The sequence below is a fragment of the Dermacoccus nishinomiyaensis genome (genome assembly GCF_900447535.1).
Taxonomy (GTDB): Bacteria; Actinomycetota; Actinomycetes; order Actinomycetales; family Dermatophilaceae; genus Dermacoccus; species Dermacoccus nishinomiyaensis.
Window position 1 is genome coordinate 1,795,261 of the sequence record NZ_UFXX01000001.1, and the last position, 26,065, is coordinate 1,821,325.

The window sequence follows — 26,065 nt, forward strand, 5'->3', positions numbered from 1 at the left end:
ATGGCCGATACCCACACGCCCGACGACTCGGCCGCCACCCCCGGGCCGCCCGACGACACGCTCGCCGACGGAGCATGGCATCGCGTTCACCCGTTGACGCCAGTCATGAAGAGCGGCGCGTTTCTGCTCGTCGTCCTCGGTATCGGCATCTCCCGCGCCGAGGACATGCTGAAGGATGCTCTCAACGGCGCGGCCGGTGGCTCCTCGTCGTCGAGCAATGCCGAGACATACGCGGCGAGCCGCTGGCTCGTCGCGCTCGCCATTCTCGTGGGCGTGCTTGCCGTGCTGCTGCTCGCCAACTGGATCATGTGGCGCAAGAACGAGTTTCGCGTCGACGCCGACAGCTTGCAGGTGCGCAAGGGCGTCGTCGGCAAGGCGCACCGCAAGGCGCGTCTCGATCGCGTGCAGGCCATCGACCTCACCCAGCCGCTACTTCCCCGACTGCTCGGCCTCGCCCAGCTCAAGTTCGACGTCGCGGGCGGCAGCGATTCCAACCTGACGATCGAATACTTGCGGCGTGCCGACGCCGAGAAACTGCGCGCCACGATGCTCGAACGGGTGCGAGTTTCACGTGAAACCTCCCACGAGAGCGACGGTGCGTCCCGGACATCCACCAGCCTCGGCGCTGGTGGCCAGGAGGCTGCCACCAACCCCGGCGATGCACCCGAGGGCGAGGCGCCCACGACCCCCCAGGCTGCGCGCGTCCGTGAGGACGCGGCGACGGCGAGGGCGTCGCGGCCCGGCGCCTCGTTGGGTAGTCGGCTCGTTCACGGCGTCGTCCCGGGCGTCGTCGACGACCTGAGTGGCACGCTGACCGAAGCCCTTGCGCCGTATCGCGTTCGCGTCGCAGCGGACGCGGAAGGCGCCATCGTCAGGGTGCCGCCGCATCGCGTCTTCATCGCCCAGGCGCTGACGGGTGGTGCGCTTGTCGCGGCGGCGGGTTTCGTCGTCCTGCTCGTCCTGTTCGGTGTCGGCGTGAGTACGGGCCACGCGTCGGAGGCGTTCTCTATCGCGCTGACGGTGCTCTTCGTCATGTTCGGCGCTGTGAATGCGGCCGTCCGCGCGTTCCTGCGCGACTCGAACTTCTCCGTGGCGCTCACGTCCGACGGGATCGTCGTCACGCACGGCCTCACCTCGACCACGCGTCGCGTCATTCCGGTCGACCGCATCCAGGCTGTCGAACTCACACAACCCGTGCTGTGGCGCCGGTTCGGGTGGTGGCGCGTGCGGATGAACCTCGCGAGTTCCTCCGCCCTCGGTGACGACGCCGACGCCATCCTGCTGCCGCTCGGATCCGTCGATGACGCAATGATGCTCATGGGGCTCGTCCTGCCGGAGCCGGGCACGCCGCCGGACGTGACCGGTCGCGACCTCATGCTCGAGGCGATGATGGCGGAGCGCACGACGTCGACATCAGCCGCCGCAGCGATGTTCACCGGGCCCGGCCGGCGAGCGCGGCTGCTCGATCCGTTGTCGTGGCGACGCGAGGCGTGGGCGCGCACGGCGACGATGACCGTCATCCGCGAGGGCCGCATGAAGCGCCGAGTCGTCTGCGTGCCACATGCGCGGGTGCAGTCGATGGCGCTCGCGCAGGGTCCTCTGCAGCGGTGGCTGGGCTTGGGCACCGTCGAGTTGCATTCGACGAGTGGGCCGACTCGCCCGCGGCTCGTGCATCAGGACGCCGAGGTCGCGCAGCGTTTTCTCTTCGATCACGCCGAGGTGACGCGGCGTGCGCGCGCGGCGCTCGACGCCCCCGACCCGCAGCGGGTCGGCGTCTGACGAGACTGCCCCGCCGGATGCGTCCGGCGGGGCAGTTGTCTCGGGCGAGCGTCGGGTGCGATCAACGATGATCAGGCGTTCTTGCGTAGGCGGTAGACGAGGGTAGATCCGCCGAGAGCGAGCGCGGCCCCTCCGACTGACGAGGCCGCGATGCTGGTCGTGTGGTCGTTCTTCGCGGGGGCCGCGGTCTGCGAGAAGGCGCCGGCAGAGCCTGACTTGAACATCAAAGTCAGGGCTCACAGATCGACCGCCAGCGCCACAGCGCCCACCCAAGCGATTTCAAGGCCGAAAACCCCTCGGAAAACGCGAATCCCGGCCTGAGATTTCTCTCAGACCGGGATTCGTGAGCTGTAGCCACAGTGATTCGTGAACTACCCCGCGTGCGCGAGGGGGGATTTGAACCCCCACGCCCTTTCGGACACTGGCACCTGAAGCCAGCGCGTCTGCCGTTCCGCCACTCGCGCGAGTGCTCACCTATCATTCCCTACCTTGGGCGAGTTCACCAAATCGGCGCGGCGCCCGTGCCCCGCCACCACGCAACCGTCCGCCCTCACAGGCACGCGGACGCGCGCTGCATCCAGCGCAGGCAGGAGTGCGCCCGTTACGATCAAAACCCCGGCGAACCGTTGGGCGCACGTCCCCGCTCAGGGGTGAGGTACGAGACTGGAGGCACCCATGGGTCTGTTCGACAAGCTCGAGAGCAAGCTCGAACAAGGCGTCAACGGCGCTTTCGCGCGCGCGTTCAAGAGCGAGGTCCAGCCCGTCGAGATCGCGTCTGGAATCCGCCGCGCCATGGACGACCGCGCGGCGTCCGTCGGCAAGGGCAAGCGACCCATCGTCCCCAACCTGTTCACGATCGAGTTGTCGCCGACCGACTACGACCGCCTCTCCGAGTGGGGCGACGAACTCGACGACGAACTCATCGCGAGCGCCCAGGAGCACGCCGACGAGCAGCGCTACATGCCCGGCGGCCCCCTGACGATCGTGCTCACCGAATCCGACGACCTCGAGACGGGCGTCTTCCGCCTACGCCCCGCAACGGCCAAGGCCGCGGATGCCCTCGCCCACCAGCGCAACAACCCGCGCCCGCAGCGCGAGACGCACCACGACGACACGAGCCACGACGCCGCGGCGCAGCCCACGGGCGCGAACCACGACGCCCACCTGGACACCCGCGATGCGTCCGATGCCTACGACGCTCACTCCGGCACGCACGCCGGCGTCGCGGGTGCCAGCGCCGCGAGCGCCCTCGGATCGACGACGTCACCGCACCCGACCGGCCGCACGTTCGGTACGCGCATCAAGGACTACCTGCTCGGCAGCCCGCAGCCCACCACCGACTCGTCGCGCGGCCACGCCGACGCCCCCCCGTCCGCAGCGTCCGAGTACGAGCGCAACGATGAACGCGGCTACCTCGACCGCGAGGCGCACGTCAGCGCCCCGCCAGTACAAGACTCATACGCTGCCGACGACCACCTCGTCGAAGACGAAGCCGGATACGACGACTACGACCACCACGGTTTCGACGATGCCCACGCCGACGGTCGCGTCTACTCGGGCGATGTCTACGTCGACGCCGAGAATCACGACAACCATGACGCGAACGCTCACCACGCCTGGGATGACGACAGCGACGCCGGCGACCCGACGGGCTACGAGCCTGCGCCGCGCCCGGAATCGGCGCGTCCGCGTCAGATGTCGCCGCGCGAACGCCCGTGGCTGAAGATCGACGGGCAGCGCTACCCCCTGCTCGGAGCCATCACCGTCCTCGGGCGTGACGACGACGCCGACATCGTCGTCGATGACCCGGGCGTCAGCCGTCGTCACAGCGAGATCCGCATCACGCACGACGGTCCCCACCTCGTCATGAGCGTGCGCGATCTCGGGTCGACGAACGGCACCTACGTCAACGGCGAGCACGTCGGTTCGACGCACGTGCACGACGGCGACCGGTTGACCCTCGGGCGCACCCCCATGACCATCCATCTCGGAGACCGCCCATGAACGAACTGACGATGACGGCCATCCGCTACGGCCTGCTCGCGCTGCTGTGGTTCTTCGTGTTCGCCGTCGTCGGCGTGCTCCGTTCCGACCTGTACGGCGCGAAGACGGGTGGTGGCCGTGCCTCGCGCGCTGTTTCACGTGAAACGAAGGCCAAGACACCCCGCGCCGTGCGCAAGGGCCCGACGCATCTCGCCATCATCGAAGGCGCGATGCGCGGCACCACGCTGCCGCTGTCGGAATCCGGCACCTTGCTCGGACGCAACCCCGAGTGCTCGCTCGTGCTGAGCGACGACTTCGCCTCGGGTCGCCACGCCCGCATCTACCCCGAATCCGACGGCTGGTACCTCGACGACCTGGGATCGACGAACGGCACGTACATCGGTGCTGAACGCATCGGTGAGCACGTGCGCGTCGAACCGGGCACCCGTATCCGTATCGGCCGCACCGTCCTCGAACTGAGGAAGTGACCATGCCCATCGCACTCAGATACGCCGCACGATCCGACGTCGGTCTCGGCTCGAAGAAGCGCAACGAGGACTCGGCCTACGCGAGCAGCTCGATGCTCGTGCTCGCCGACGGCATGGGCGGCCACGCCGCAGGTGACGTCGCGAGCTCCACCGTCGTCGGCGAACTCGTGCAGCTCGACGGCGACGACATCGGCGCCGACGACGCTCTCGACCAACTCGCCGACGGCATCGCCGAGGCCAACGAGAAGTTGCGCAGCGAGATGGACGCCGATCCCACCCGCGAGGGCATGGGCACCACCCTGATCGTGCTGCTCAAGACCGGCCGGCAGCTCGCAATGGCGAACATCGGCGACAGCCGCGCCTACCAGCTGCGTGACGGCAAGTTCACGCAGATCACGAAGGACCACTCCTTCGTCCAGAGCCTTCTCGACTCCGGCCGCATCACCCCCGACGAGGCCGTCCACCACCCGCAGCGCAGCCTCGTCACGCGCGTCCTGACGGGCCGCGAGGGCGACGTGCCCGACCTCAGCCTGCGCGAGGCACGCGTCGGCGACCGCTATCTGTTGTGCTCCGACGGCCTCTCCGACTACGTCGGCGCCCGCACGATCGAGGAGATCTTCACCGAGGGCGCGTCGAAGAGCGTCGGCGAGGTCGCCGACTCCCTCATCGAGATCGCCCTCAAGGCCTCGACGCTCGACAACGTCACCGTCGTCGTCGCGGAGGTTGCGAACATCGACGACGTCGACCTCGCCGCGCGCCCCGACGTGGTCGGCGCCGCCGTCGCGCACGGCCTGACTCAGAGCCTGCCGACGCGTGAGCAGACGCCGGCGGAGAAGGCCCGCGCCCTCTCCCGCGAACTCGACGGCGACGACGAACCCGACGAGACCGACAAGGGTGCCCACCTCGCCGAGACGCGCCCGCGTCGCCGCGGACGTCTCTACGCCGCCATCGCCGCGCTCGTCCTGCTGCTCGCCCTCGCCGTCGCCGCCGTGTGGGGCTGGACGTGGTCGCACAGTCAGTACTTCATCAAGGATTCGGGCGGCCGCGTCACCGTCTATCAAGGCGTCGACTCGAAGCTCGGCCCGATCGACCTGCGCCATCAGCAGGAGAGCACGAACATCCCGACCGCCGACCTGCCCGAGTTCTGGCGCTCCAAGGTGACGAGCGGCATCGACGCCTCCAGTGAGAAGGAGGCCGCCGCCACCGTCGAGCGTCTGCGCGCGGAGATGGTCGCGTGCCTCGCCGCGTCCGCCTCCGGAAACGAGTGCACGAAGTGAGCCCAGACCTCGCGACCATCACGGGCCGAGGCACGAAACGCGGCACCGAGCTCATGCTGCTCGCGTTCGCCGTCGGCATCGTGCTGTTCGCCTACGCGAACGTCGGGCTCGCGGTGGAGGGGTCGCTGCCGACCGACATCCTGACGCTCGGCGTCGGGATGGGCGTCATCGCCCTCGTGTTCCACCTCGTCGTGCGCGTCGTCGCCGCCTACGCCGACCCCGTGCTGCTACCGGCCGCGACGCTGCTCAACGGCCTCGGACTCGTCATGATCCGTCGTATCGACATGGCCCGCGGCAAGGGCGTCATGGAGGGCGCAGCCGTCCGACAGCTCATGTGGTCGGCCATCGCCGTCGCCGCCGCGATCGGGCTGCTCTGCCTCATCCGCGACCACCGGCGGCTGCGGCGCTACACGTTCACGTTCGCCCTCGCCGGCCTCGCGCTGCTCATGATGCCGCTGCTGCCGTTCATCGGCATGAACATCAACGGCAACCGCATCTGGATCCACGTCGGGCCGCTCAGCTTCCAGCCGAGCGAGGTCGCCAAGATCCTGCTCACGATCTTCTTCGCGAGCTACCTCGTGCAGACGCGTGACGCGCTCAGTCTCGTCGGCAAGCGTGTGCTCGGCTTCCCGCTGCCGAGAGCGCGCGACATGGGCCCCATCCTGCTGGCCTGGCTGACGTCCCTCGCCGTCCTCGTCTTCGAGAAGGACCTCGGCACGTCGCTGCTGTTCTTCGGCCTGTTCGTCGCCATGCTCTACGTGGCGACGGAGAGGCGCAGCTGGATCGCCATCGGTCTCGGGCTCTTCTTCAGCGGCTGCTACCTCGCGTACCTGCTCTTCCCCAACTTCCAGAACCGCGTCACCCTCTGGCTCGACCCGTTCGCGCCAGGCCTCTCCGACCAGGTCGCCCGCTCCCTCATGGGCCTCGCGTTCGGCGGACTCACCGGCACCGGCCTCGGACGTGGCTACCCGACGTTCAACTACGCCGAGGCGAACTCGGACTTCATCATGTCGAGCTTCGGCGAAGAACTCGGCCTCGTCGGCCTCACGGCGATGATCGCGCTGTTCGCCATCATCGTCGAACGCGGCCTGCGCATCGCCATTGCCTGCCGCGACGGCTTCGGCAAGCTTCTCGCGACAGGCCTCGCGTTCTCCATCTGCCTGCAGTGCTTCGTCGTCCTCGGCGGCATCACCCGCGTCATCCCCCTCACTGGTCTGACGACGCCGTTCCTGTCAGCCGGCGGTAGCTCGCTGCTCGCGAACTGGGCGATCATCGCGCTGCTGCTGCGCATCAGCGACCAAGCGCGACGCCCCGCCGTCACGGAGGCGAAGCCGACGCTCGGCTCCGACGACACCCAGGTGGTGAAGATCCGATGAACACGCCGATCCGCAAGCTCGGCGTCGTGGCCTCGATGCTGTTCTGTGCCGTTCTCGTTGCCGCGAGCTACATCCAGGTCGTCCAGGCGCCCTCGCTCGACGCCCGCGCCGGCAACAGCCGCGTCATCAACGACGGGTACAAGAAGGAGCGCGGCAGCATCCTCGTGGACGGCAAGGCCATCGCAACGAGCGTGAAGTCGAACGACAAGTACGTCTACCAGCGTCAGTACTCGAACGGCTCGCTCTATGCGCCCGTCACGGGCTACAGCTCGATCGTCTACGGCAACGGCGGCGGCATCGAGGGTGCCTCCGACGGCGTCCTGAGCGGCACGAGCGACTCGTTGTTCTACCGCCGCCTCGCTGACGTCGTCACGGGCAAGAAGCCCGCCGGGGCCAACGTCGAGCTGACGATCAACCCCAAGATCCAGGCGGCCGCGGCGAAGGCGCTCGGCAACCGTCGCGGCGCGGCCGTCGCGCTCGACCCCAAGACGGGCGCCGTCCTCGCCATGGTGAGCTCACCGACGTACGACCCGTCGACCCTCGCCTCGCACGACACGACGTCGGTCGTCAACATGTGGAAGCAGCTCAACGCCGACTCGACGCAGCCGATGGTCAACCGGACCATCTCGGGCAATCTGTACCCCCCGGGTTCCACGTTCAAGCTCGTCACGACGGCCGCCGCGCTCGAATCGGGCAAGTACACGCCCGAGTCGACGCTCAACGGCCCTGCCACCATCAGGCTGCCGCAGACGACGCACTCACTGCCCAACGACAACCACCTGCCCTGCGGCGACAACGACAAGACGTCACTGACGCACGCGCTCGAGATCAGCTGCAACACGGCCTACGCCGAGCTCGGCATGGATCTCGGCCAGGACAAGCTCGCCGCACAGGCCAAGAAGTTCGGCTTCGGCCAGGTCGTGCGCCTGCCGATGCGCGTCACGCCGTCGAGCTTCCCCTCCGACATGAACACGCCGCAGACGGCGATGGCCGCCATCGGCCAGTACGACGTGCGGGTCACGCCGCTGCAGATCGCGATGATCTCCGCGACGATCGCGAACGGCGGCACGCAGATGGAACCGCACCTCGTGAAGAACGTCGTCGACTCCGACCTCGACGTCATCTCCTCGACCGACCCGAAGATCATGTCCAAGCCCATCTCATCGGACACGGCCGGCAGCCTCAAGACGATGATGGAAGCGGTCGTCAACAACGGCACCGGCAAGCTCGCCGCCGTCGACGGCTACCAGGTCGCGGGCAAGACGGGCACGGCGCAGGGCGACACGAGCAAGGCCGCCGACCTGTGGTTCACCGGTTTCGCACCGGCGAACGACCCCAAGATCGCGCTCGCGCTCGTGCTCGAGAACGGCGGCGATCAGGGCGTCGAGACCCTCGCCGGCGAGGTCGCCGCACCCGCCGCGCAGCAGATCTTCGAGGCAGCCCTGCGATGACATCTGCGATTCCCGTCCGCATCTGCGATCTTCGTCCACCTCTGCGGCGCTCCACGGCCGCCGCGCACCGCCCCATCCCGACCCTCGCGAAGGACATCTCATGAGCGCGACACCACGCATCCTCGGTGGCCGCTACGAAGTCGGCGAACTCGTCGGCCGCGGTGGCATGGCCGACGTCCACGCCGGCCACGACACGCGCCTCGGACGCCCCGTCGCCATCAAGATCCTGCGATCGGACCTCGCGCGCGACCCCAGCTTCTTGCAACGCTTCCGCCGCGAGGCGCAGGCGTCCGCCGGGCTCAACCACGCCAACATCGTCGCCGTCTACGACTCGGGTGAGGACACCTTCGTCGAAGCGGCGGGCGGCACCGTCGACATCCCCTACATCGTCATGGAGTTCGTCGACGGGCAGACGCTGCGCGAGATCCTCAACGAGGAGAAGAAGGTCAGCGCCGACGAGGCCTGCCGCATCATGATGGGCGTCCTGTCAGCCCTCGAGTACAGCCACTCGAAGGGCATCGTGCACCGCGACATCAAGCCTGGCAACGTCATGGTGACGCGCGGCGGTTCCGTCAAGGTCATGGACTTCGGCATCGCCCGCGCCCTCGCCGACGTCGGCGCGACGATGACGAGCGCCCAGGCCGTCGTCGGCACCGCCCGGTACCTGTCGCCCGAGCAGGCGCAAGGCCAGAGCGTCGACGCTCGCACCGACCTGTACTCCGCCGGCTGCGTCCTGTTCGAGCTGCTGACGGGGCGCGCACCGTTCGTCGGCGAGCCCGTCAGCCTCGTCTATCAGCACATCGGCGAACAGCCGCAACCCCCGTCGCTCTACGAGTCGTCGGTGTCGCCGGCGCTCGACGCGGTCGTGCTGCACTCGCTCGCGAAGGGGCGCGACGATCGCTACCAGAGCGCCGCCGACTTCCGCGCCGACGTCCTCGCCGCCCGCTCCGGCCAGCCGATCTCCGCTGCCGCGCAGGCGAGCACGGTGACGTCCGCCGACCACACGGAGGTCGTCGACTACCCGACGCGCCGCGCCGCGGCGACGGCGGCTGCCGCTGACTCGACGGCCGAACTCGACTCGCGCGAACCCAGCCGATCCCATGCCGGATGGTGGGCCCTCGCGGCCGTCGCAGCCCTCGCGGCCATCCTCGGCATCGGCTACTTGTTCATGCACTCGCCCAGCTCGCCGGAGAAGGTCACCGTCGCGAGCGTGCGCGGCATGACGTACGAGCAGGCCGCGAAGACGCTGTCGCCCGACTTCACCGTCACGAAGCGAGAAGTCGCCGACAACGCCGCGGAGAACACCGTCATCGACCAAGATCCGGCGGGCGGGACGGAGGCATCCCGACGTTCCGACGTGACACTCACCGTCTCCACGGGCCCCGACTCGGTCAAGGTGCCGAACGTCGTCGGTGACGCCGTCAACGAGGCGAAGGCGGCCCTTCTCGCCGCCGGCATCGACGAGAACCACATCAAGATCTCGCCGACGAAGAAGGACGACACCGGCCTCGACGCCGGCATCATCGCCGAGAGCAACCCGAAGGCCGGCGCATCACTCGGCACGTCGAGCGACATCACGCTCTACGAGAGCAGCGGCAAGGCCACCGTGCCCGACCTGGCGGGCAAGACGGCGTCGGAGGCGGCGCAGGCGCTGTACAAGGCGCACCTGTCGATCGACTCCAAGGACCAGGTCACCGACAGGCCCGACGAGGTCGGCAAGGTCGTCTACGTGCCCGACGCCGGCAAGAAGGTCAACAACGGCTCGTCCGTCACCGTCTACATCGGCAAGTCACCCGAGAAGACCGCGACGGCCACCGTGACGCAGCCGCCCTCGTCGTCAGCGGCCCCGTCGTCCAGTTCCGCGCCCGCGACGTCGCAGTCCCCCTCGTCGTCGACACAGTCGCCGTCGCCGTCGACGAGTTCGTCGTCGACGAGTCCGTCGTCGACATCGGACGGTAGCGCGATGACGCCGTCGCCGTCGCAGTCGTCGAGCAAGTGAGCTGACGAAGGAAGCCCCCGGCCCTGTGGATCGGGGGCTTTCCTCGTTCGAGAGCCGCTGGTGGGGCGCGGCGTTCGGGCTATGTGCCGCTCAGGCGGTGCGCACGAGCGGTGCCATGCCGGCGCTGGCGGCGACGGCCGTCGTCGAACCGCACATCGCGAGCCAGTTGGCGAGCATGCGGTGGCCGCCGACCGTCATGACGGATTCGGGGTGGAACTGCACGCCGTGCAGCGGCAGGTCGCGGTGGTGGGCGGCCATGATGATGCCCGATTCGGTGCGGCCGTTGACGACGAGTTCGTCGGTGACGGTGGCCGGGTCGATCGTCAGCGAGTGGTAGCGCGTCGCGGTGAACGGATCGTCGAGCCCCTCGAGGACGCCCGTGCCGTCGTGGTGCACCTGCGACGTCTTGCCGTGGAGCAGTTCCGGCGCCCGACCGACGGTGCAGCCCGTCACGACGCCGAGCGCCTGGTGGCCGAGGCACACCCCCAGCATCGGCTGGTTGCGCTCACCGCACGCCTCGATCATCGCCATGCTGACGCCGGCGTCCTCGGGCGTGCCGGGGCCGGGCGAGACGAGGACGCCGTCGAAGTCGGCGCCGTCCTTAGCGCTGATCGCGTCGTTGCGCACGACGGTCGTCTCGGCACCGAGCTGCTGGAGGTAGCCGACGATCGTGAAGACGAAGCTGTCGTAGTTGTCGACGACGAGGATGCGCGGCGAATCGGTCATGCGCGCCAGTCTAGGTGGGAGCGCCGACACCGCCGTCAGGATGGCTCAGGATGCCAGGTAACTCACGGGTCGGCGGGCAGTTACGCGCCTACCCATGAGTCAGCCGCCATCCTGCCCGGGGTCAGGCTGCCGGCGCAGCGACACGGGCGTCACGGCTGGACGTGCGCGTGCTTCATCGTTACCGAGCCCGTGAAGGCGGGCAGCGTCGTGTTCTGGATGGCCTTGACGTTGTAGCCGAGCCCAACGAGGTCGACGTACTGCTTGTAGATCTTGACGGACTCGTCGGCCTCGAGCGCGGCCTTCAGCTTCACCGGGTCCCCGACGGCGGTGATCGTGAACGGCGGTGAGTACACGCGGCCCTGGAGGATGAGCGTGTTGCCGACGCAGCGCACGGCGCTTGTCGAGACGATGCGCTGATCCATGAGCTGGATGCCGCGAGCGCCGCCCTCCCACAGGGCGTTGACAACGGCCTGGACGTCCTGCTGGTGCACGACGAGCCAGTCCGGCGAACCGTCCTTCGGCAGCTCCTCGACCTTCTTCTTGCTGTCGTCGAGCGTCACGCTGATGGCCTGCCCGCTCAACGGTGCGAGACCCGCCGGATCCTGCGCCTTGTCGGCCTGCTTCGTCAGCGCCAACGCACGCGCCGCACCCGAATCCTTCTTCGCCGCAGCGAGCTGCGCCGCCTCGACGTCGGCGCGCAACGTCGCGACGTCCTCCTGCTTGGTCTTGACGCGGTGATCCGCGCGCCGCACGACATCAGCGAGATTGGTGGTGTCGGAGCGCAGATCCGTGCCGTTCGCCGCACGGGAACTGACCCCGAACATCGCCCCCGCGACGAGCAGCGCGATCGGGACGGCGGCCTTCCACGCCAACGAGCCGCGACGGCGCGCGGGCGGCATCTCGTCGATCGGCAACGCGTCGCGCGCAGCGTCGTCGGTGGCGCGTTCGACGTGTGCGGGCGGCGTCGCAGACGCGTCGCGCTCGGAGTCGCGTTCGCTCATGGGGTCGGCCTCCTTCACTCGACGCATCGCCCGGCCGGATCAACTAGGCTCTCACCCTAGTTGACGCACCGAACTCAGATGGGAGCCATGCCGTGGCCCGCAAGACCACCGACGCCACTCAGCGCGCCGCCGCCGGAGACGGCCTCAACCCCCGCTGGTGGCTGCCGGTCGCCCTCGGCCTCATGCTCGCCGGGCTCGCCTGGGTGATGGTCTACTACATCGCCAGCGGCACGACGAGCTACCCGATCCCCGGCATCGACGCCGGCAACATCGTCATCGGCTTCGCGGCCATCATGGTCGGCTTCGTCATGTTGACGCGCTGGAAGTGACGCCACCTTCTGTCCGCTGCTGACGCCCCGCCGAACCGAACGCCCGTTCCCTCGTGGGAACGGGCGTTCGTCTGTGTCTGCTCACTCGGGTTCGCTGCATCGTGGCCCCACGAGGTCACCGGGCGCCGCGCCGCAAGGCTGACGGTGCGGGCGTCGCCCTGCGGCCTGCAACCCACGACGTTGTCCCCAGACTTGTCCACAGCCTGTGTGTAGTTACACGCGTGTGGTTTTCCACACCTGGGGACAAACCTGTGGAAAACAGTGGACGGCCGGTGGACGAGCCGCTGTTTACGGTGGAAAACATGCCGCTGACGGTGGACGAACCACCCCACGGCTGGGGATGACGCTGCCCATCGCCCCCACCCCTTGGCATAGATCAGCGGCGTTCCGCGGGTTTTTCCCCACCCCAGCCGTGGAAACTGTGGACAACCATGTGGGTGACGGCTCGTCCTCACCGTCCCCAGGTGGTGCACCGCGTCATCCACAGCTAACGGCACACCATCCACAGGCAACTCATCCACACGCATCGTGGGGTGCCACCCGACGGCAGCACCCCACGAACGACGAGGGCCTCGTTCAGCCCACGGCGACGATCATCCGACGATGTGCGGCCAGCTGACACCCACGACCGAGAAGTCGACGTACGCAGCGGCGATGAGCGCCACCGCCAACGCGCCCAGCGCCGAGGCCTGCATCGCGACCGGGCGGCGCCGCAGCGCATACAGGACGAGCGCGCCGACGGCGCCGGCCACCGCACCGCCAAGGTGCGCCTGCCACGCCACGTTGGACGCCGTGAAACCGATGACGACGTTGATCGCGATCATCGTCATCATCGGCCCGATCTCCCGGCCGAGTCGGCGGTTGAACACGACGACAGCGAGGAAGAGCCCGAACACACCGCCGGAGGCGCCGACCAGCGGCGTCACCCACCCTGACGTCAGCAGATCGAGCTGTGACGACGGCGCCGTCATGATCTGGTAGACGACGGAGCCACCGAGCACGGAGAGCAGGTACAGCGCCCCGAAGCGCATACGACCGATGAGTGGTTCGAGGTACTGCCCCATGAAGTACAGCGCCATCATGTTGAACAGCAGGTGCATCGGGGTGCCGGTGTCGTGGGCGAACCCGCTCGTCAGGTAGCGCCACGGCTCGTCCCTCGCGAACACCGCGACGAACGACACGTCGCGGTACAGCGCGTCACTCGCCAGCTGCCCCAGCCACACGAGACAGCAGATCGCGATGATCCCGATCGTGACGACGGGTCGACCCTGCGCCGCCGCGCCCGTCGTCATGCCCAGGGACGAGCGGGTCGGCAACGTCGGGTTCGTCTTCCGTTCGGCCGCGACGCAGTCGACGCACTGGAACCCCACCGACGCGGGGATCTGGCAGCGCGGGCACGCCGGGCGACCGCAACGTTGACAGCGCGTGTAGGCAGCGGTGTTGGGGTGGCGCGGGCAGACGGGTACCGCGTCCGGCGCCTCGGAGGCGCCGAAGGCACCCGAGCCGGATCCGGCGGGCGGCTGCGTCATGTCGTCTCGTTTCGTCGGAGGCGTGCGGGAAGAAGGCGTGAGACCAAGGATGGCCCCGTCATGCTCGACGGGGCCATCTCGGCTGCGCTGGCTGACGAGGAGTCGTCAGCGGTACCTCCCGACTTGCGGCGGGAGGCGAGGTGTCACTCGGAGATCGTCACGCTCTCGATGACGACGGGCTCGAGCGGCTTGTCCTGGGCGCCGGTGGAGACGGCGGCGATCTCGTCGACGACCTTCTTCGACGCGTCGTCGGCGACCTCACCGAAGATCGTGTGCTTGCCCTGCAGCCAGGACGTGTCGGCGACGGTGATGAAGAACTGCGAGCCGTTCGTGCCCTTGCCCATGCGGGTACCCGCGTTGGCCATGGCCAGCATGTACGGCGAGTTGAAGTTGAGCTCCGGCGAGATCTCATCGTCGAAGTTGTACCCCGGGCCGCCCATGCCGACGCCGAGCGGGCAGCCACCCTGGATCATGAAGCCGGGGATGATGCGGTGGAACGTCAGACCGTCATAGTACGGCTGCGGGTTGGTGCGGCCCGCGTCGTCCTTGTACTCCTTGGTGCCCTTCGCCAGGCCGACGAAGTTGTCGACCGTCTTCGGCGCCTGGTTGGGGAACAGGTTGATGTTGATGTCACCGTGGTTGGTGTGCAGAGTCGCGATCATGCCTCCAGTGTTTCACGTGGAACACGACAGGTCATGATGAGGTCTCGGGCGTTCGCGCTCAGCGAAACGACCTCCCACAGCGTCCAATACCTCACAACCGGTTGGTAAGCCCCGCCCGAACAAGGCAGGATGAATTCAAGAACTGCTGCCGACTGGAGAGGAAGACCAGCCATGCTGTGCAAGTCCGAACCCACCAAGTCCGAGAAGGCCAAGGGCGCCGCCCTCGCCGTCGCCGGTCTCGCTGCCGAGAAGGCCGTCGAGGCCAAGGCCAAGACGGAGAAGGACGTCGTGCCGACCCTCGTCGAGAAGGCCGAGGAAGCTCGCGACGTGATCGTCGAGAAGCTCGAAGAGGCCCGCGACGCTGCTGCGCCGCACGTCGAGGCAGCGACGGAGAAGGTCGCCGACAAGACCGCCGACCAGCGCGAAGTCGTCGCCGAGAAGGCCGGCGCTGCGAAGGCCGCCACCGTCGCCTCGCTCGCCGCCGTCGCCGACTCCGCCAAGGACGCTCGTGACGACGCACAGCAGAAGGGGAAGAAGGCTGCCAAGAAGGCAGACAAGAACTCCTCGCGCTTCATGAAGAAGGCTGACAAGAAGACGTCCAAGGCGTCGAAGAAGGCCGACAAGAAGGCCGGGGCCCTTGCTGCGCTCCTGGCCGCCAAGGCCGCCAAGGGCGAGAAGAAGGCCGTCAGCGCCTTCGGCCCGGGCGCCCGCGAGGACGTCGCGTACAAGGCCGCCGCCCTGCGGGGCCGCGCCGAGGCCGTCGCCGAGGACAAGGGCATCTCAGCCGACAACGCGCGCGACTTCTACAAGGACGAGCTGCTGCCGCACCTCAAGGAGATCCTCGCGACCGCTGCTGCCGCCGGCACCGCCGCGTCGCACAACGTCGTCGGCCAGCTGCCCGAGGGCGCACAGAAGCAGGTCGCGCAGTACGCGCCGGCCCTCGCGCCCAAGAAGAAGAAGGGCGGCTTCCTCATCACGCTCGGTGTCGCCGCTCTCGCGGGCGCCGGCTACCTCGTGTACGCCGACCAGCAGAAGAAGCGTGCGGCGGACGCTCGCCTCTCGGAGGCCGCCATCGCAGACTCCAAGACGGCTCGCGGTGACGAGATGACGATCAACAACCCCGTGACGAACTTCGCGAAGGCCGACGACACGACGATGGTGCGCCCGGCCGGTGTCGACACGCCGACTGCCGAGCCCGCCGGCGCCCCCGGCACGGCTGCGTCGTGGACCGACGCCGAGGCTTCGGGCCACATGACGACGGAAGGTCTCGAGGACCCGAGCGCGGGCGAGACGCGCAGCTCGCGTCGCGCGGCTCGCGACGACCACTGAGTTCGACGCTCCACCCCGACGCCAGGCCCCGTTGAGGGCCTCGCGATCGGGCACGACGAGGCGGCCATCCCGTACGGGATGGCCGCCTCGTCGTCTGCATGGCTGTCGCGCGTGTCGATCGTTCCCCAAACCGACAAGGCTCCCGTCCGGGCCTCTCGTGCTGGTCGGGGCCGTACGCGTCGCTACTCGTGACGACGTCACGAGCACCATGTCAGCGCTTGCTACCTCGCTGTACTCGATCTATTAGATACGCGTAGATGAAACCATCGAGACGGATCGACGCTTGATGCCCACAGGAGTAGTGTCGAGGCATGCGTATTGCTATTGCAGGAGGACATGGCCAGATCGCCCGGTTGCTCGGGCAGCGGTTGAGCGGCGAGGGCCACGACGTCGTCGGCCTCATCCGTACACCGGAGCAGGCGGACGACCTGCGCGCCGCGGGAATGGAGCCCGCCGTCATCTCACTCGAGGACGCCTCGGTCGACGACGTCGCCGAGGTCATCAACGGCTGCGACGCCGTCGTCTTCGCCGCGGGTGGCGGCCCGGAATCGGGTCGGGCGCGCAAGTGGAGCGTCGACCTCATGGGAGCGGTGCTGCTCGCCGACGCTGCGGAGCAGGCGGGCGTGCGACGCTACGTCATGGTGTCGTCGATCGGCTCCGACGCGCCGGAGAACGTCGACGCCGGCGTCTTCCAGGTCTACCTCTACGCCAAGGGCGGCGCGGATGCCGACCTGCGTACCCGCGACCTCGACTGGACCATCGTCCGCCCCGGAATGCTCACCGATGACGCGCCCACGGGCCAGGTGACGATCAACCCCGACCAGCAGCGTCAGCCCATCACGCGCGGCGACGTCGCCCACACGCTCGCGCAGGTGCTGACGAGCGGGCATGCCATCCGAGAGACGTTCGTCGTCGTCAACGGCACGACGCCCGTCGACGAGGCGGTCGCGTCCCTCTGACTCTTCCCCGACGACGATGGGCCGGTGTTTCACGTGAAACACCGGCCCATCGTCGTCAGCCCAGCATGGACTAGGTTGGAGCCATGGCTCAGCGCACCACCTACCTCCTCATCGACGGCGAGAACATCGATGCCACGCTCGGCACCTCGATCCTCGGCCGCCGCCCCCACCCTGACGAGCGCCCGCGCTGGGACAGGCTACTCAAGTTCGCCCAGCGCCAGTGGCACCAGGACGCCAAGGGGCTGTTCTTCCTCGCGGCCAACGGCCCCGAGCTGCCGATGGCGTTCATCCAGGCCCTGACGGCGCTCGGCTACCAGCCAATACCTCTCTCCGGCGCGGAGGGCGAGAAGGTGGTCGACATGGCCATCCAGAAGACGCTGGACGCCCTCGTGACGCTGCAGGCCGACGTCATGCTCGTCAGCCACGACGGCGACTTCCTCCCGCAGCTCGAACCGCTGCTCGGCGGCTCCCGCAAGGTCGGGCTGATCGGCTTCAAGGAGTTCCGCAACGCCGGCTTCTCGCCCCTGGAGGCACAGGGCCTCGAGTTCTTCGACCTCGAGCACGACGTCAAGGCGTTCAACGCGACGCTGCCGCGCCTGCGCGTCATCCCGATCGACGAGTTCGACCCACTGGCCTTCCTCTGAGCGCTGCCCGCGCCGTCGCGGGCACCGGACGGCGAAGAGCCCCTCACGAATCCGTGGGGGGCTCTTCGTTCTCGGTGGAGGTAAGGGGACTCGAACCCCTAACCCCCTGCTTGCAAAGCAGGTGCGCTACCAATTGCGCCATACCCCCGAGGGTTTTTCAGCCAGGTTGTTCGGTGGCCGCCTGCGTGGCGGGCTCCTGCGTGGCCTTCGCCCACAGCTCCTTGCCCAGCTTCTGCTTCTGGTATTCGCTGTTCGCATACAGGGCGGCAGCGGCCGCAGCAGATGCGAGAAGTGCCTTGAACATGCGACTCCTTGGCGAAATCAAGGGGCAGTGGTGGTGGGCCTAACTGGACTTGAACCAGTGACCTCTGTCTTATCAGGACAGCGCTCTAACCGACTGAGCTATAGGCCCCTGCACCGCGTGCGTGCCGTTCACCTGCGTGATCAGCACGAGACGTAAGATTACCCACCGCAGGCGTGGCCCGCAAATCGCGGGCGGCGCCTTATCCCACCGCGTCGCCACGGGCCAGCTGCGACCCGCACCCACCAGCCTGGGCAGACGACGACGGGCCCGCCCCACCGTCGTGGAGGGCAGGCCCGTCGCGCGATTGCTCAGGCTGCGATCACTCGTCGCTCAACGTCAGCTGCACGCCGCCGACGAGGGAGGCGCAGATGTTGTAGAGGAACGCGCTCAGGGTCGCGATCGCCGTCATGAGGATGATGTTGAGCACGCCGATGACGATGCTGAACGAGATCGAGCGGCCGAACCCGAGGTAGTCGAGGATGTCGAACTTCGAGCCTTGACGATCCAGCGTCCGCAGCAGGTCGTTGATCGCGCTGAAGGTGCCCATGCCCGCGAGCACCGTCCACAACGTCGCCACGAGGACGACGGACGCGATGGCGACGGCCACCGACAACAGGAAGGCGATCTTGAGCACCGACCACGTGTCGACGCGCGACAGCGTCAGGCGCACTCGGCGCGGCGTGGAGCGACGTGGGGCGCCGCCGCGGCCCGACGAGGCCGGCGCGCGGCCGGCCTGCGTGCTCACGCGCTGCTGCTGGGGTCGTGTGGCTGGCGCCGCTGCACCACTGCCCTTGACCGCTCGGGGGGCGCCCCCGGCAGATTTCGGCAGCTTCGCGCGCGCGTCTCGCGAGTCACTCACTCACTGTCTCCCGACTCGTTGTTCTCCGTGGAGGCCGACTCGTCGTCCGTAGCGTGCGTTGCGTCCTGAGTTGACTCCGCGGCCTCGTTCGTCTCCGAAACTACCGCGTCATCGTCGATTTCCTCAGAATCCTTCTCGGCGTTGCGCGCGACGGCGACGATCGAGTCGCCCTTGCCGGGCGTCGCGAACTGCACGCCCTGCGTGTTGCGGCCCGTCTCACGCACCTCGGCGACGGCCGAGCGGACGATCTTGCCCTTCTCCATGACGACCATCACTTCGTCACGGTTCTCGACGACGAGCGCGCCGACGAGGTCACCGCCTCGCTCTGAGATCGTCGCGACCTTGACGCCGAGCGTCGCGCGCCCCTTCGTCGGGTACTCCTCCACGGGCGTGCGCTTGGCGAGCCCGTTCTCGAAGACGACGAAGACGCACAGCTTCTCGTCGGCCCCGCGCTCGACCTCGTTCGCGCCCTTCGGCACGACGTTCATCGACAGCAGTTCGTCGCCTTCTCGGAACTTCATGCCGGTGACACCCGACGTCGATCGGCCCATCGGACGCAGTGAGTCGTCCGTCGCAGCGAAACGCACGGCCTGGCCCTTGCGGCTGACGAGCAGGACGTCGTCGTCGTGCGTCGCGAGGCCGGCACCGACGAGCTCGTCGCCGTCACGCAGGTTGACGGCGATGAGGCCGCCCGAACGCGGCGAGTCATACTCCGACAGGCGCGTCTTCTTGACGAGGCCGTTGCGGGTCGCGAGCAGAAGGTACTCCGAGTCGGCATAGGTGCGCAGCGCCATGACCTGAGCGATCTGCTCGCCCGGCTGGAACGCGAGCAGGTTCGCGACGTGCTGGCCCTTGCTGTCGCGCGAGCCCTCCGGCAGCTCGTAGCCCTTCGTCCGGTAGACGCGGCCGGCGTTCGTGAAGAACAACAGCCAGTCGTGCGTCGAGGTCGTGAAGAAGTGCCCGACGACGTCGTCACCGCGCAGCGTCGCGCCGCGCACACCCTTGCCACCGCGACGCTGGCTGCGGTACTCGCTCACCTTCGTGCGCTTGACGTAGCCGCCGCGCGTGATGGTGACGACCACGTCCTCTTCGGGGATGAGGTCTTCCATGTTCATGTCACCGTCGAACGGCACGATCTGGCTGCGACGGTCGTCGCCGTACTTCTCGACGATCTCGGCGAGCTCGTCGCTGACGATCTGACGCTGACGCTCCGGCTTGGCCAGGATGTCCTTGTAGTCGTCGATCTTCGACTGCAGCTCGTCGTGCTGCTCGATGATGCGCTGACGCTCGAGCGCCGCGAGGCGACGCAGCTGCATCTCGAGGATGGCGTTGGCCTGGATCTCGTCGATGTCGAGCAGCTCGATGAGGCCCGTGCGGGCATCGTCGACCGTCGGGCTGCGACGGATGAGGGCGATGACCTCGTCGAGCATGTCGAGGGCCTTCAACAGACCGCGCAGGATGTGGATGCGCTTCTCGGCCTCGTCGAGACGGAACTGCGTGCGGCGCACGATGACGTCGATCTGGTGCTCGACCCAGTAGCGGATGAACGCACTGATCGGCAGCGTGCGCGGCACACCGTCGACGAGGGCGAGCATGTTCGCGCCGAAGTTCTGCTGCAGCTGCGTGTGCTTGTAGAGGTTGTTGAGCACGACCTTGGCGATCGCGTCACGCTTGAGCACGATGACGAGGCGCTGGCCGGTGCGGCCGGACGTCTCGTCACGGATGTCGGCGATGCCGGCCATCTTGCCGTCCTTGACGAGCATCGCGATCTTCTCGGCGAGCGCGTCTGGGTTGACCTGGTACGGCAGCTCCGTGACGACGAGGCACTGACGGCCCTGGATCTCCTCGACGTTGACGACGGCGCGCATCGTGATGCTGCCGCGGCCGGTGCGGTAGGCGTCCTCGACGCCGCGCTTGCCCATGATGAGCGCGCCGGTCGGGAAGTCCGGGCCGGGGATGCGACGCAGGCACTCTTCGAGCAGTGCCTCACGCGAGGCCTCGGGGTTCGCGAGCAGCCACTGCGCGGCGTCGGCGACCTCGCGCAGGTTGTGCGGCGGGATCTGCGTCGCCATGCCGACAGCGATGCCGGCGCTGCCGTTGACGAGCAGGTTCGGGAAACGGCTCGGCAGGACGCTGGGCTGCAGCGTCTTGCCGTCGTAGTTGGGCTCGAAGTCGACGGTGTTCTCGTGGATGTCGCGCACGAGCTCCATCGCGAGGGGCGCCATGCGGCACTCGGTGTATCGCGGGGCGGCTGCGCCGTCGTTGCCGGGCGAACCGAAGTTGCCCTGGCCGTCGACGAGCGGGTAGCGCATCGACCACGGCTGCACGAGACGCACGAGGGCGTCGTAGATCGCCGAGTCACCGTGCGGGTGGTACTGACCCATGACGTCACCGACCACACGGCTGCACTTGTTGTAGCCGCGGTCGGGACGGTAGCCACCGTCGTACATGGCGTAGACGATGCGACGGTGCACGGGCTTGAGGCCGTCACGCACGTCCGGCAGGGCACGCGAGACGATGACGCTCATCGCGTACTCGATGTAGCTGCGCTGCATCTCGGCGTTGAGGTCGATCGGGTCGACGCGGTGCGCAACCGGAGCGGCGACGGCGGCCTGCGCCTCCGGCGTGTTCGGCACCTTCATCGTCGGCGGCTCGGGGCGCGTGGGGTCGATGCCGGCCGCGGCTGCTGCGGCGTCGCTGGCGGGAGCGTCGGCTTCGCCCTGGGGGACCTCGGGGAGATCGTCCGGCAGGTCGGACGCGTCGTCGCCCGGCAGGTTCGTGTCGTCAGACATGTGTCATTCCTTCGATGAAGGGTTGTCGAGTTGTCGCGATGTTTCACGTGAAACGGAGCGGCTCGTCGCTCACGTTTCACGTGAAACGCAGATCAGATATCGAGGAACCTGACGTCCTTCGCGTTGCGCTGGATGAAGCTGCGTCGCGATTCGACGTCCTCACCCATGAGCACGGCGAAGATCTCGTCGGCGGCCGCGGCGTCCTCGAGCGTGACCTGGAGCAACGTGCGCGACTCCGGGTCCATCGTGGTCTCCCACAGTTCCTGGTAGTTCATCTCGCCGAGACCCTTGTAGCGCTGGACGCCGTTCTCCTTCGGCAGGCGCCAGCCCTTCGACTGGCCTGCGTCGATCATCGCGTCGCGCTCGCGGTCGGTGAAGGCGAACTCGTGCTCGTGGTTGCTCCACTTGATGCGGTACAGCGGCGGCTGGGCGAGGTAGACGTATCCGGCCTCGATGAGCGGGCGCATGAAGCGGAACAACAGAGTGAGCAGCAGCGTGCGGATGTGCATGCCGTCGACGTCGGCGTCGGCCATGAGGACGATCTTGTGGTAGCGCGCCTTCTCGATCGTGAAGTCCTCGCCGATGCCCGTGCCGAAGCCCGAGATCAGGCCCTGCACCTCATTGTTCGCGAGCACCTTGTCGAGGCGTGCCTTCTCGACGTTGAGGATCTTGCCGCGGATCGGCAGGATCGCCTGGTTGAACGGGTTGCGCCCCTGCACCGCCGAGCCGCCGGCCGAGTCACCCTCGACGATGAACACCTCGGAGATCGACGGATCCTTGCTCTGGCAGTCGCGCAGCTTGCCCGGCAGCCCACCCGATTCGAGCAGGCCCTTGCGTCGCGCGGTCTCGCGCGCCTTGCGGGCCGCCATCCGCGCCGACGCGGCGGCGATGGCCTTGCTGACGATCGCCTTGCCCTCTCGCGGGTGCATCTGCAGCCAGTGGTCGAACTCGTCGCGCACCGCGGTCTGGACGAAGCCCTTGACCTCGGAGTTGCCGAGCTTCGTCTTCGTCTGGCCCTCGAACTGTGGTTCGGCAAGCTTGACGCTGATGACGGCCGTCAGCCCCTCGCGGATGTCGTCACCGGTGAGGTTGTCGTCCTTCTCCTTGAGCAGCTTCTCGCGGCGCGCGAAGTCGTTGACGAGCTTCGTCATCGCCGCGCGGAAACCCTCTTCGTGCGTGCCGCCCTCGTGCGTGTTGATCGTGTTGGCGTACGTGTGGACGGACTCGCTGTACGCCGTCGTCCACTGCATCGCGACCTCGACCGAGAGGTAGCGCTCGGCGTCCTCGTGCTCGAAGGCGATGATGTCCTCGTTGACGACCTCGGCGCGCTTGGAGGAGTTGAGGTGCTTGACGTAGTCGAGCAGACCGTCCGCGTAGCAGTACGTGACGCTCCTGCCCTTCTTCGCCCGCGCGGCGGCCTCGTCAGCCTGTGCGGCGTCGGCACCCTCGGCTGCAGCGTCGGCCGCAGCTTCCTCTGCAGCACCCTCGTCGACGGCATCGGGACGCTCGTCGGTGAGGGAGATCGTCAGGCCCTTGTTGAGGAAGGCCATCTGCTGGAAGCGCGCACGGATCGTCTCGAAGTCGTAGACGGTCGTCTCGAAGATCTCCGGGCTCGCCCAGAACGTGATCGTCGTGCCAGTCTCGTCGCTCTCCTCTTCCTCACGCAGCTCGCCGAGCGGCACACCGCCCGCGAACTCCATTCGGTAGACGTGGCCCTTCTGCCGCACCTCGGCCTCGAGGCGCGTCGACAGGGCGTTGACGACCGAGCTGCCGACGCCGTGCAGACCACCGGAGACCTTGTAGCCGCCGCCACCGAACTTGCCTCCGGCGTGCAGCTGGGTGAGGACGAGCTCGACGGTCGACATGTCGTACGCCTCGTTGCGGCCCGTCGGGATGCCGCGGCCGTTGTCGGAGACGCGGATGCCGTTGTCGGGCAGGATCGTCACGTCGACGCGCGTCGCGTGACCGGCGAGGGCCTCGTCGACCGAGTTGTCGACGATCTCCCACACGAGGTGATGCAGGCCGCGCTCACCCGTGGAGCCGATGTACATGCCGGGCCGCTTGCGGACGGCCTCGAGGCCCTCGAGGACCTGGATGGCGTCGGCGTCGTACTCCGTGTCGATCTGGGACCGGACGTGCTGCTCGACCTGCTCTGACGCGCCGTCGGCCGCGTCTGCGAGCGAGGGATCCTGCGTCGTAGGGTCGATCGAGTCGTCGCTGGGCTTGTCGGCCACTGTGCTCCTTCACCGTGCGTGGCACCGTTGCAGTGCGCCGGCTCTCGGAGCGGGAAACCCGAGGCGTGACTCCCGCAACGACGTGCGTGCGGGCTCGTGACGCGATACAACGTGCGAATCATGTCCATCTTACTGGTAGCACGGCTCAGAACATAGCCACGAAACGCTCCAGAGGGCCTCGTGCACGCGGGAACGAGGCCTCGACGTGCCGGGGATCGTCGACCGGGGCCTCGAGGGCACTCATCGGCCTCTGGCTCAGCTGGCCTCCCTCAGCTCCTCTCTCAGCGTCGACGGGGTGACGCGGACATGCTGCGGGGTTTCGTTGGAGGCGCTCTGCACACGAAACCGGGAAGGTTTCACGTGAAACAGGCGCGGCGGTCAGCCGTAGGTGTCGCGTGGCCCGCGGCCTGCGACACGACGCGGGCCGCGCACCCAGCTCGGGGCGCTCGGGCCAACGACCCGCAGTTCGTTGACGACGCCCTCACCGACGCCGTCAGCGATGGAGGCCAGCAGGGATGCGGTGAGCAGCTGCAGCTGCGTGGCCCAGGCCGTCGATTCCGCGCGCACGGTGAGCACGCCGTCCTCGAACGTGAGGGGCCGAGCGTGCTCGGCCACGCCCGCACCGACGAGATCTGCCCACCGCGACATGACGGCGCCGGCTGCCACGTCGACGTTCCACCCCCGCTCGAGCAGGAGGCGTTTCATCGTCGAGTCGATGAGTTGGGGGTCGCGTCCATCGCGATTCGACGACGGCGTGAAGCTCAACGTCGAGCGGGAACGCCGGGGCGCAGGACGCGAGCCCGGACGAAAACCCCGCTCGGCGGCATTGCGCTGAGCCCGAGCGAGCGCCAACCGCGCGGCGACGGCGCGCTCGTCCTCAGCGCTCGACTCGACCGGCGCCTCGGCACTATCGGTGCCAGTGCCAGTGCCAGTGCCCGGGGCCTGATCGTCCGGTGCCCCCGCATCGATGCCGCTGGTCTCACTCATCGGCCGCGTCACCGTCATCACGGTCGTCCGCATCACGGGCGGGCCCATCCGGGGCGTCCTCGGCCTCGGGCAGACCCGGGTGAGCCGCCGGCTGCACGCCGCCAGGCGCCTCCTCGAGGGATCCATCGCCTCGAGGCGCGACGTGGCCCTTCGTCACGTGGAAGACCTGGCCGGAAAGCCGCGCGGGAACGTCCTCCTCAACGGCGGCGGTGATGAGCACCTGCTCGGCGTCGCTCACCATGTCGGCCAGCCGTTCGCGGCGCCCCGCGTCGAGTTCGGCGAAGACGTCGTCGAGGACGAGGACGGGGTCGGTGCCGAGGTCATGACGCAGCAGGTGGAAGGCCGCGAGGCGCAGGGCGAGCGCAAACGACCACGACTCACCGTGACTCGCGTAGCCCTTGGCGGGCAGGTCTCCGAGCGTCAGGGTGACGTCGTCCCGGTGCGGCCCCACGAGGGTGACACCACGTTCGATCTCGCGGGTCCGCTGGAGCTCGAACGCCTCATGAAAGGCCTTCTCGAGCTCGTCGCGCTCCGGAACCTCGCCCGAGGCGATGCGCGCCGCGGTCGACTCCGGCAGTGACGACACATACGCGAGGCGCGCATCAGAACGCCCGGCACTCACCTCGTCGTACGCCTGGGCCACGTAGGGGGCCAGATCTTTCAGCAACCGTAGACGGGCGTAGACGAGGGCAGAACCGACTGACGCGAGGTGCGTGTTCCACTCGACCAGCGTGTCGAGAGCTGTTTCACGTGAAACCTCTTCATCCGCCGAGAGGCGAGCGCCTCGCGCGCCCTTCTTGAGCGCCGATTGGGCGGAGCGCAACAGGGCGTTGCGCTGCTTGAGAATCTTGTCGTAGTCCGAACGAGCACCGGCCCAGCGCGGTTGACGCGCGACGAGGAGGTCGTCGAGAAATCGGCGACGTTCCCCGGGGTCGCCCTTGACGAGCGCGAGATCCTCCGGCGCGAAGAGCACGGTTCGCAACGACCCGAGGATGTCACGGGGACGCCCCGCGGCCGCGCGTCCTATGCGTGCCCGGTTGGCCCTACCCGGAATGATCTCGAGCTCGAGCACTGTTTCATGTGAATCACGGACGACGGCCGCGCGCACGAAGGCCCGCTCGGCTCCGAAGCGGACGAGGGGAGCGTCCGTCGAGACACGATGCGACCCCAGGGTCGCGAGGTAACCGGCGGCTTCGACCAGGTTGGTCTTGCCCTGGCCGTTGAGGCCCACGAATGTGGTCACTCCGTCAGCGAGCTCGACTTCCGCCTCCGTGTAGGAGCGGAAGTCACGCAGCGACAGATGGCGGAGTCTCACAGCGCTTTCGGTCGGTGGCTCGGATGCCCTGGGGTCGAATCG

The 26,065-nt window shown here is 68.1% G+C and carries 21 protein-coding genes and 3 tRNA genes; 11 read left to right on the forward strand and 13 right to left on the reverse strand.

Translation table 11 applies throughout. The annotated features are described in order from the left end of the window. Positions 1-1,779: a PH domain-containing protein gene (locus DYE07_RS08345; RefSeq protein WP_115296758.1), complete on the forward strand. Its 1,779-nt coding sequence runs from the start codon at positions 1-3 to the stop codon at positions 1,777-1,779. A 381-nt stretch (positions 1,780-2,160) separates the two neighbouring features. On the opposite strand, the gene DYE07_RS08350 is transcribed toward DYE07_RS08345, so the two are convergent. Beyond that, positions 2,161-2,243: transfer RNA gene (locus tag DYE07_RS08350), tRNA-Leu, on the reverse strand. A gap of 211 nt (positions 2,244-2,454) precedes the next feature. Here DYE07_RS08350 and DYE07_RS15395 point away from each other — a divergent pair. The 6 genes from DYE07_RS15395 (at position 2,455) to pknB (ending at position 10,353) form a co-directional block, all read left to right on the forward strand. Continuing rightward, positions 2,455-3,783: an FHA domain-containing protein gene (locus DYE07_RS15395; RefSeq protein WP_311200819.1), complete on the forward strand. Its 1,329-nt coding sequence runs from the start codon at positions 2,455-2,457 to the stop codon at positions 3,781-3,783. Next, positions 3,780-4,250, forward strand: coding sequence for an FHA domain-containing protein FhaB/FipA (locus DYE07_RS08365; protein WP_006944783.1), 471 nt, complete (start codon positions 3,780-3,782; stop codon positions 4,248-4,250). Before DYE07_RS15395 ends, DYE07_RS08365 begins: the two co-directional genes overlap by 4 nt. 2 nt (positions 4,251-4,252) lie before the next feature. Continuing rightward, a complete protein-coding gene (locus DYE07_RS08370; RefSeq protein WP_115296759.1) occupies positions 4,253-5,527 on the forward strand; it encodes a PP2C family protein-serine/threonine phosphatase in 1,275 nt (424 codons plus the stop codon). Then, a complete protein-coding gene (locus tag DYE07_RS08375; protein WP_038566299.1) occupies positions 5,524-6,903 on the forward strand; it encodes an FtsW/RodA/SpoVE family cell cycle protein in 1,380 nt (459 codons plus the stop codon). Before DYE07_RS08370 ends, DYE07_RS08375 begins: the two co-directional genes overlap by 4 nt. Continuing rightward, positions 6,900-8,354 carry a peptidoglycan D,D-transpeptidase FtsI family protein gene (locus tag DYE07_RS08380; RefSeq protein ID WP_006944794.1) on the forward strand — a complete coding sequence of 485 codons (1,455 nt, stop codon included), beginning with the start codon at positions 6,900-6,902 and terminating at the stop codon, positions 8,352-8,354. The genes DYE07_RS08375 and DYE07_RS08380 overlap by 4 nt, the downstream gene beginning before the upstream one ends. Positions 8,355-8,454: 100 nt before the next feature. Further along, positions 8,455-10,353 (forward strand): Stk1 family PASTA domain-containing Ser/Thr kinase, encoded by a 1,899-nt coding sequence (gene pknB / locus DYE07_RS08385; RefSeq protein ID WP_115296760.1) that lies wholly within the window; start codon positions 8,455-8,457, stop codon positions 10,351-10,353. A gap of 90 nt (positions 10,354-10,443) precedes the next feature. On the opposite strand, the gene DYE07_RS08390 is transcribed toward pknB, so the two are convergent. Beyond that, positions 10,444-11,079, reverse strand: a complete 636-nt coding sequence (locus DYE07_RS08390) for an aminodeoxychorismate/anthranilate synthase component II (RefSeq protein ID WP_006944795.1) — start codon at positions 11,077-11,079, stop codon at positions 10,444-10,446. A 149-nt stretch (positions 11,080-11,228) separates the two neighbouring features. Next, entirely contained in the window at positions 11,229-12,080 is an 852-nt protein-coding gene (locus DYE07_RS08395; protein ID WP_237723839.1) for a DUF881 domain-containing protein, read from the reverse strand. Between the two features lie 92 nt (positions 12,081-12,172). Between DYE07_RS08395 and DYE07_RS08400 the strand changes: the two genes are divergently transcribed. Next, the gene (locus DYE07_RS08400; protein WP_006944615.1) at positions 12,173-12,409 is read left to right on the forward strand and encodes a cell division protein CrgA; all 237 of its coding nucleotides are present in this window, start codon (positions 12,173-12,175) and stop codon (positions 12,407-12,409) included. 593 nt (positions 12,410-13,002) lie between these two features. On the opposite strand, the gene DYE07_RS08405 is transcribed toward DYE07_RS08400, so the two are convergent. Together DYE07_RS08405 and DYE07_RS08410 are read right to left on the reverse strand one after the other, a co-directional pair. Next, on the reverse strand, positions 13,003-13,938 hold the full coding sequence (locus tag DYE07_RS08405) for a rhomboid family intramembrane serine protease (protein WP_115296761.1): 936 nt from the start codon (positions 13,936-13,938) through the stop codon (positions 13,003-13,005). Positions 13,939-14,081: 143 nt separating this feature from the next. Beyond that, entirely contained in the window at positions 14,082-14,600 is a 519-nt protein-coding gene (locus DYE07_RS08410) for a peptidylprolyl isomerase (RefSeq protein WP_006944662.1), read from the reverse strand. A gap of 171 nt (positions 14,601-14,771) precedes the next feature. On the opposite strand from DYE07_RS08410, the gene DYE07_RS08415 reads away from it, so the two are divergent. The 3 genes from DYE07_RS08415 (at position 14,772) to DYE07_RS08425 (ending at position 17,532) form a co-directional block, all read left to right on the forward strand. Continuing rightward, entirely contained in the window at positions 14,772-15,929 is a 1,158-nt protein-coding gene (locus DYE07_RS08415) for a hypothetical protein (RefSeq protein WP_115296762.1), read from the forward strand. 311 nt (positions 15,930-16,240) lie between these two features. After that, positions 16,241-16,888, forward strand: a complete 648-nt coding sequence (locus DYE07_RS08420) for an SDR family oxidoreductase (RefSeq protein WP_074040021.1) — start codon at positions 16,241-16,243, stop codon at positions 16,886-16,888. Positions 16,889-16,971: 83 nt separating this feature from the next. Next, a complete protein-coding gene (locus DYE07_RS08425) occupies positions 16,972-17,532 on the forward strand; it encodes an NYN domain-containing protein (protein WP_006944737.1) in 561 nt (186 codons plus the stop codon). A 75-nt stretch (positions 17,533-17,607) separates the two neighbouring features. Here the strand turns inward: DYE07_RS08425 and DYE07_RS08430 are convergent. The 8 genes from DYE07_RS08430 to recF all read right to left on the reverse strand — a co-directional run bounded on the left by DYE07_RS08430 (position 17,608) and on the right by recF (position 26,023). Beyond that, positions 17,608-17,680, reverse strand: a tRNA-Ala gene (locus DYE07_RS08430). Between the two features lie 9 nt (positions 17,681-17,689). After that, positions 17,690-17,836: a hypothetical protein gene (locus DYE07_RS14745; protein ID WP_006944753.1), complete on the reverse strand. Its 147-nt coding sequence runs from the start codon at positions 17,834-17,836 to the stop codon at positions 17,690-17,692. A 31-nt stretch (positions 17,837-17,867) separates the two neighbouring features. Next, a tRNA-Ile gene (locus DYE07_RS08435) sits at positions 17,868-17,944 on the reverse strand. A 211-nt stretch (positions 17,945-18,155) separates the two neighbouring features. Next, positions 18,156-18,581 carry a DUF3566 domain-containing protein gene (locus tag DYE07_RS08440; RefSeq protein ID WP_231729406.1) on the reverse strand — a complete coding sequence of 142 codons (426 nt, stop codon included), beginning with the start codon at positions 18,579-18,581 and terminating at the stop codon, positions 18,156-18,158. A gap of 110 nt (positions 18,582-18,691) precedes the next feature. Further along, positions 18,692-21,487: a DNA gyrase subunit A gene (gene gyrA, locus DYE07_RS08445; protein ID WP_115296763.1), complete on the reverse strand. Its 2,796-nt coding sequence runs from the start codon at positions 21,485-21,487 to the stop codon at positions 18,692-18,694. A gap of 92 nt (positions 21,488-21,579) precedes the next feature. Continuing rightward, a complete protein-coding gene (gene gyrB, locus DYE07_RS08450) occupies positions 21,580-23,721 on the reverse strand; it encodes a DNA topoisomerase (ATP-hydrolyzing) subunit B (protein ID WP_006944823.1) in 2,142 nt (713 codons plus the stop codon). A 378-nt stretch (positions 23,722-24,099) separates the two neighbouring features. Then, the gene (locus tag DYE07_RS08455) at positions 24,100-24,708 is read right to left on the reverse strand and encodes a DciA family protein (protein ID WP_115297124.1); all 609 of its coding nucleotides are present in this window, start codon (positions 24,706-24,708) and stop codon (positions 24,100-24,102) included. Beyond that, entirely contained in the window at positions 24,701-26,023 is a 1,323-nt protein-coding gene (gene recF, locus DYE07_RS08460; protein ID WP_115296764.1) for a DNA replication/repair protein RecF, read from the reverse strand. Before recF ends, DYE07_RS08455 begins: the two co-directional genes overlap by 8 nt. Positions 26,024-26,065 lie beyond the last annotated feature (42 nt).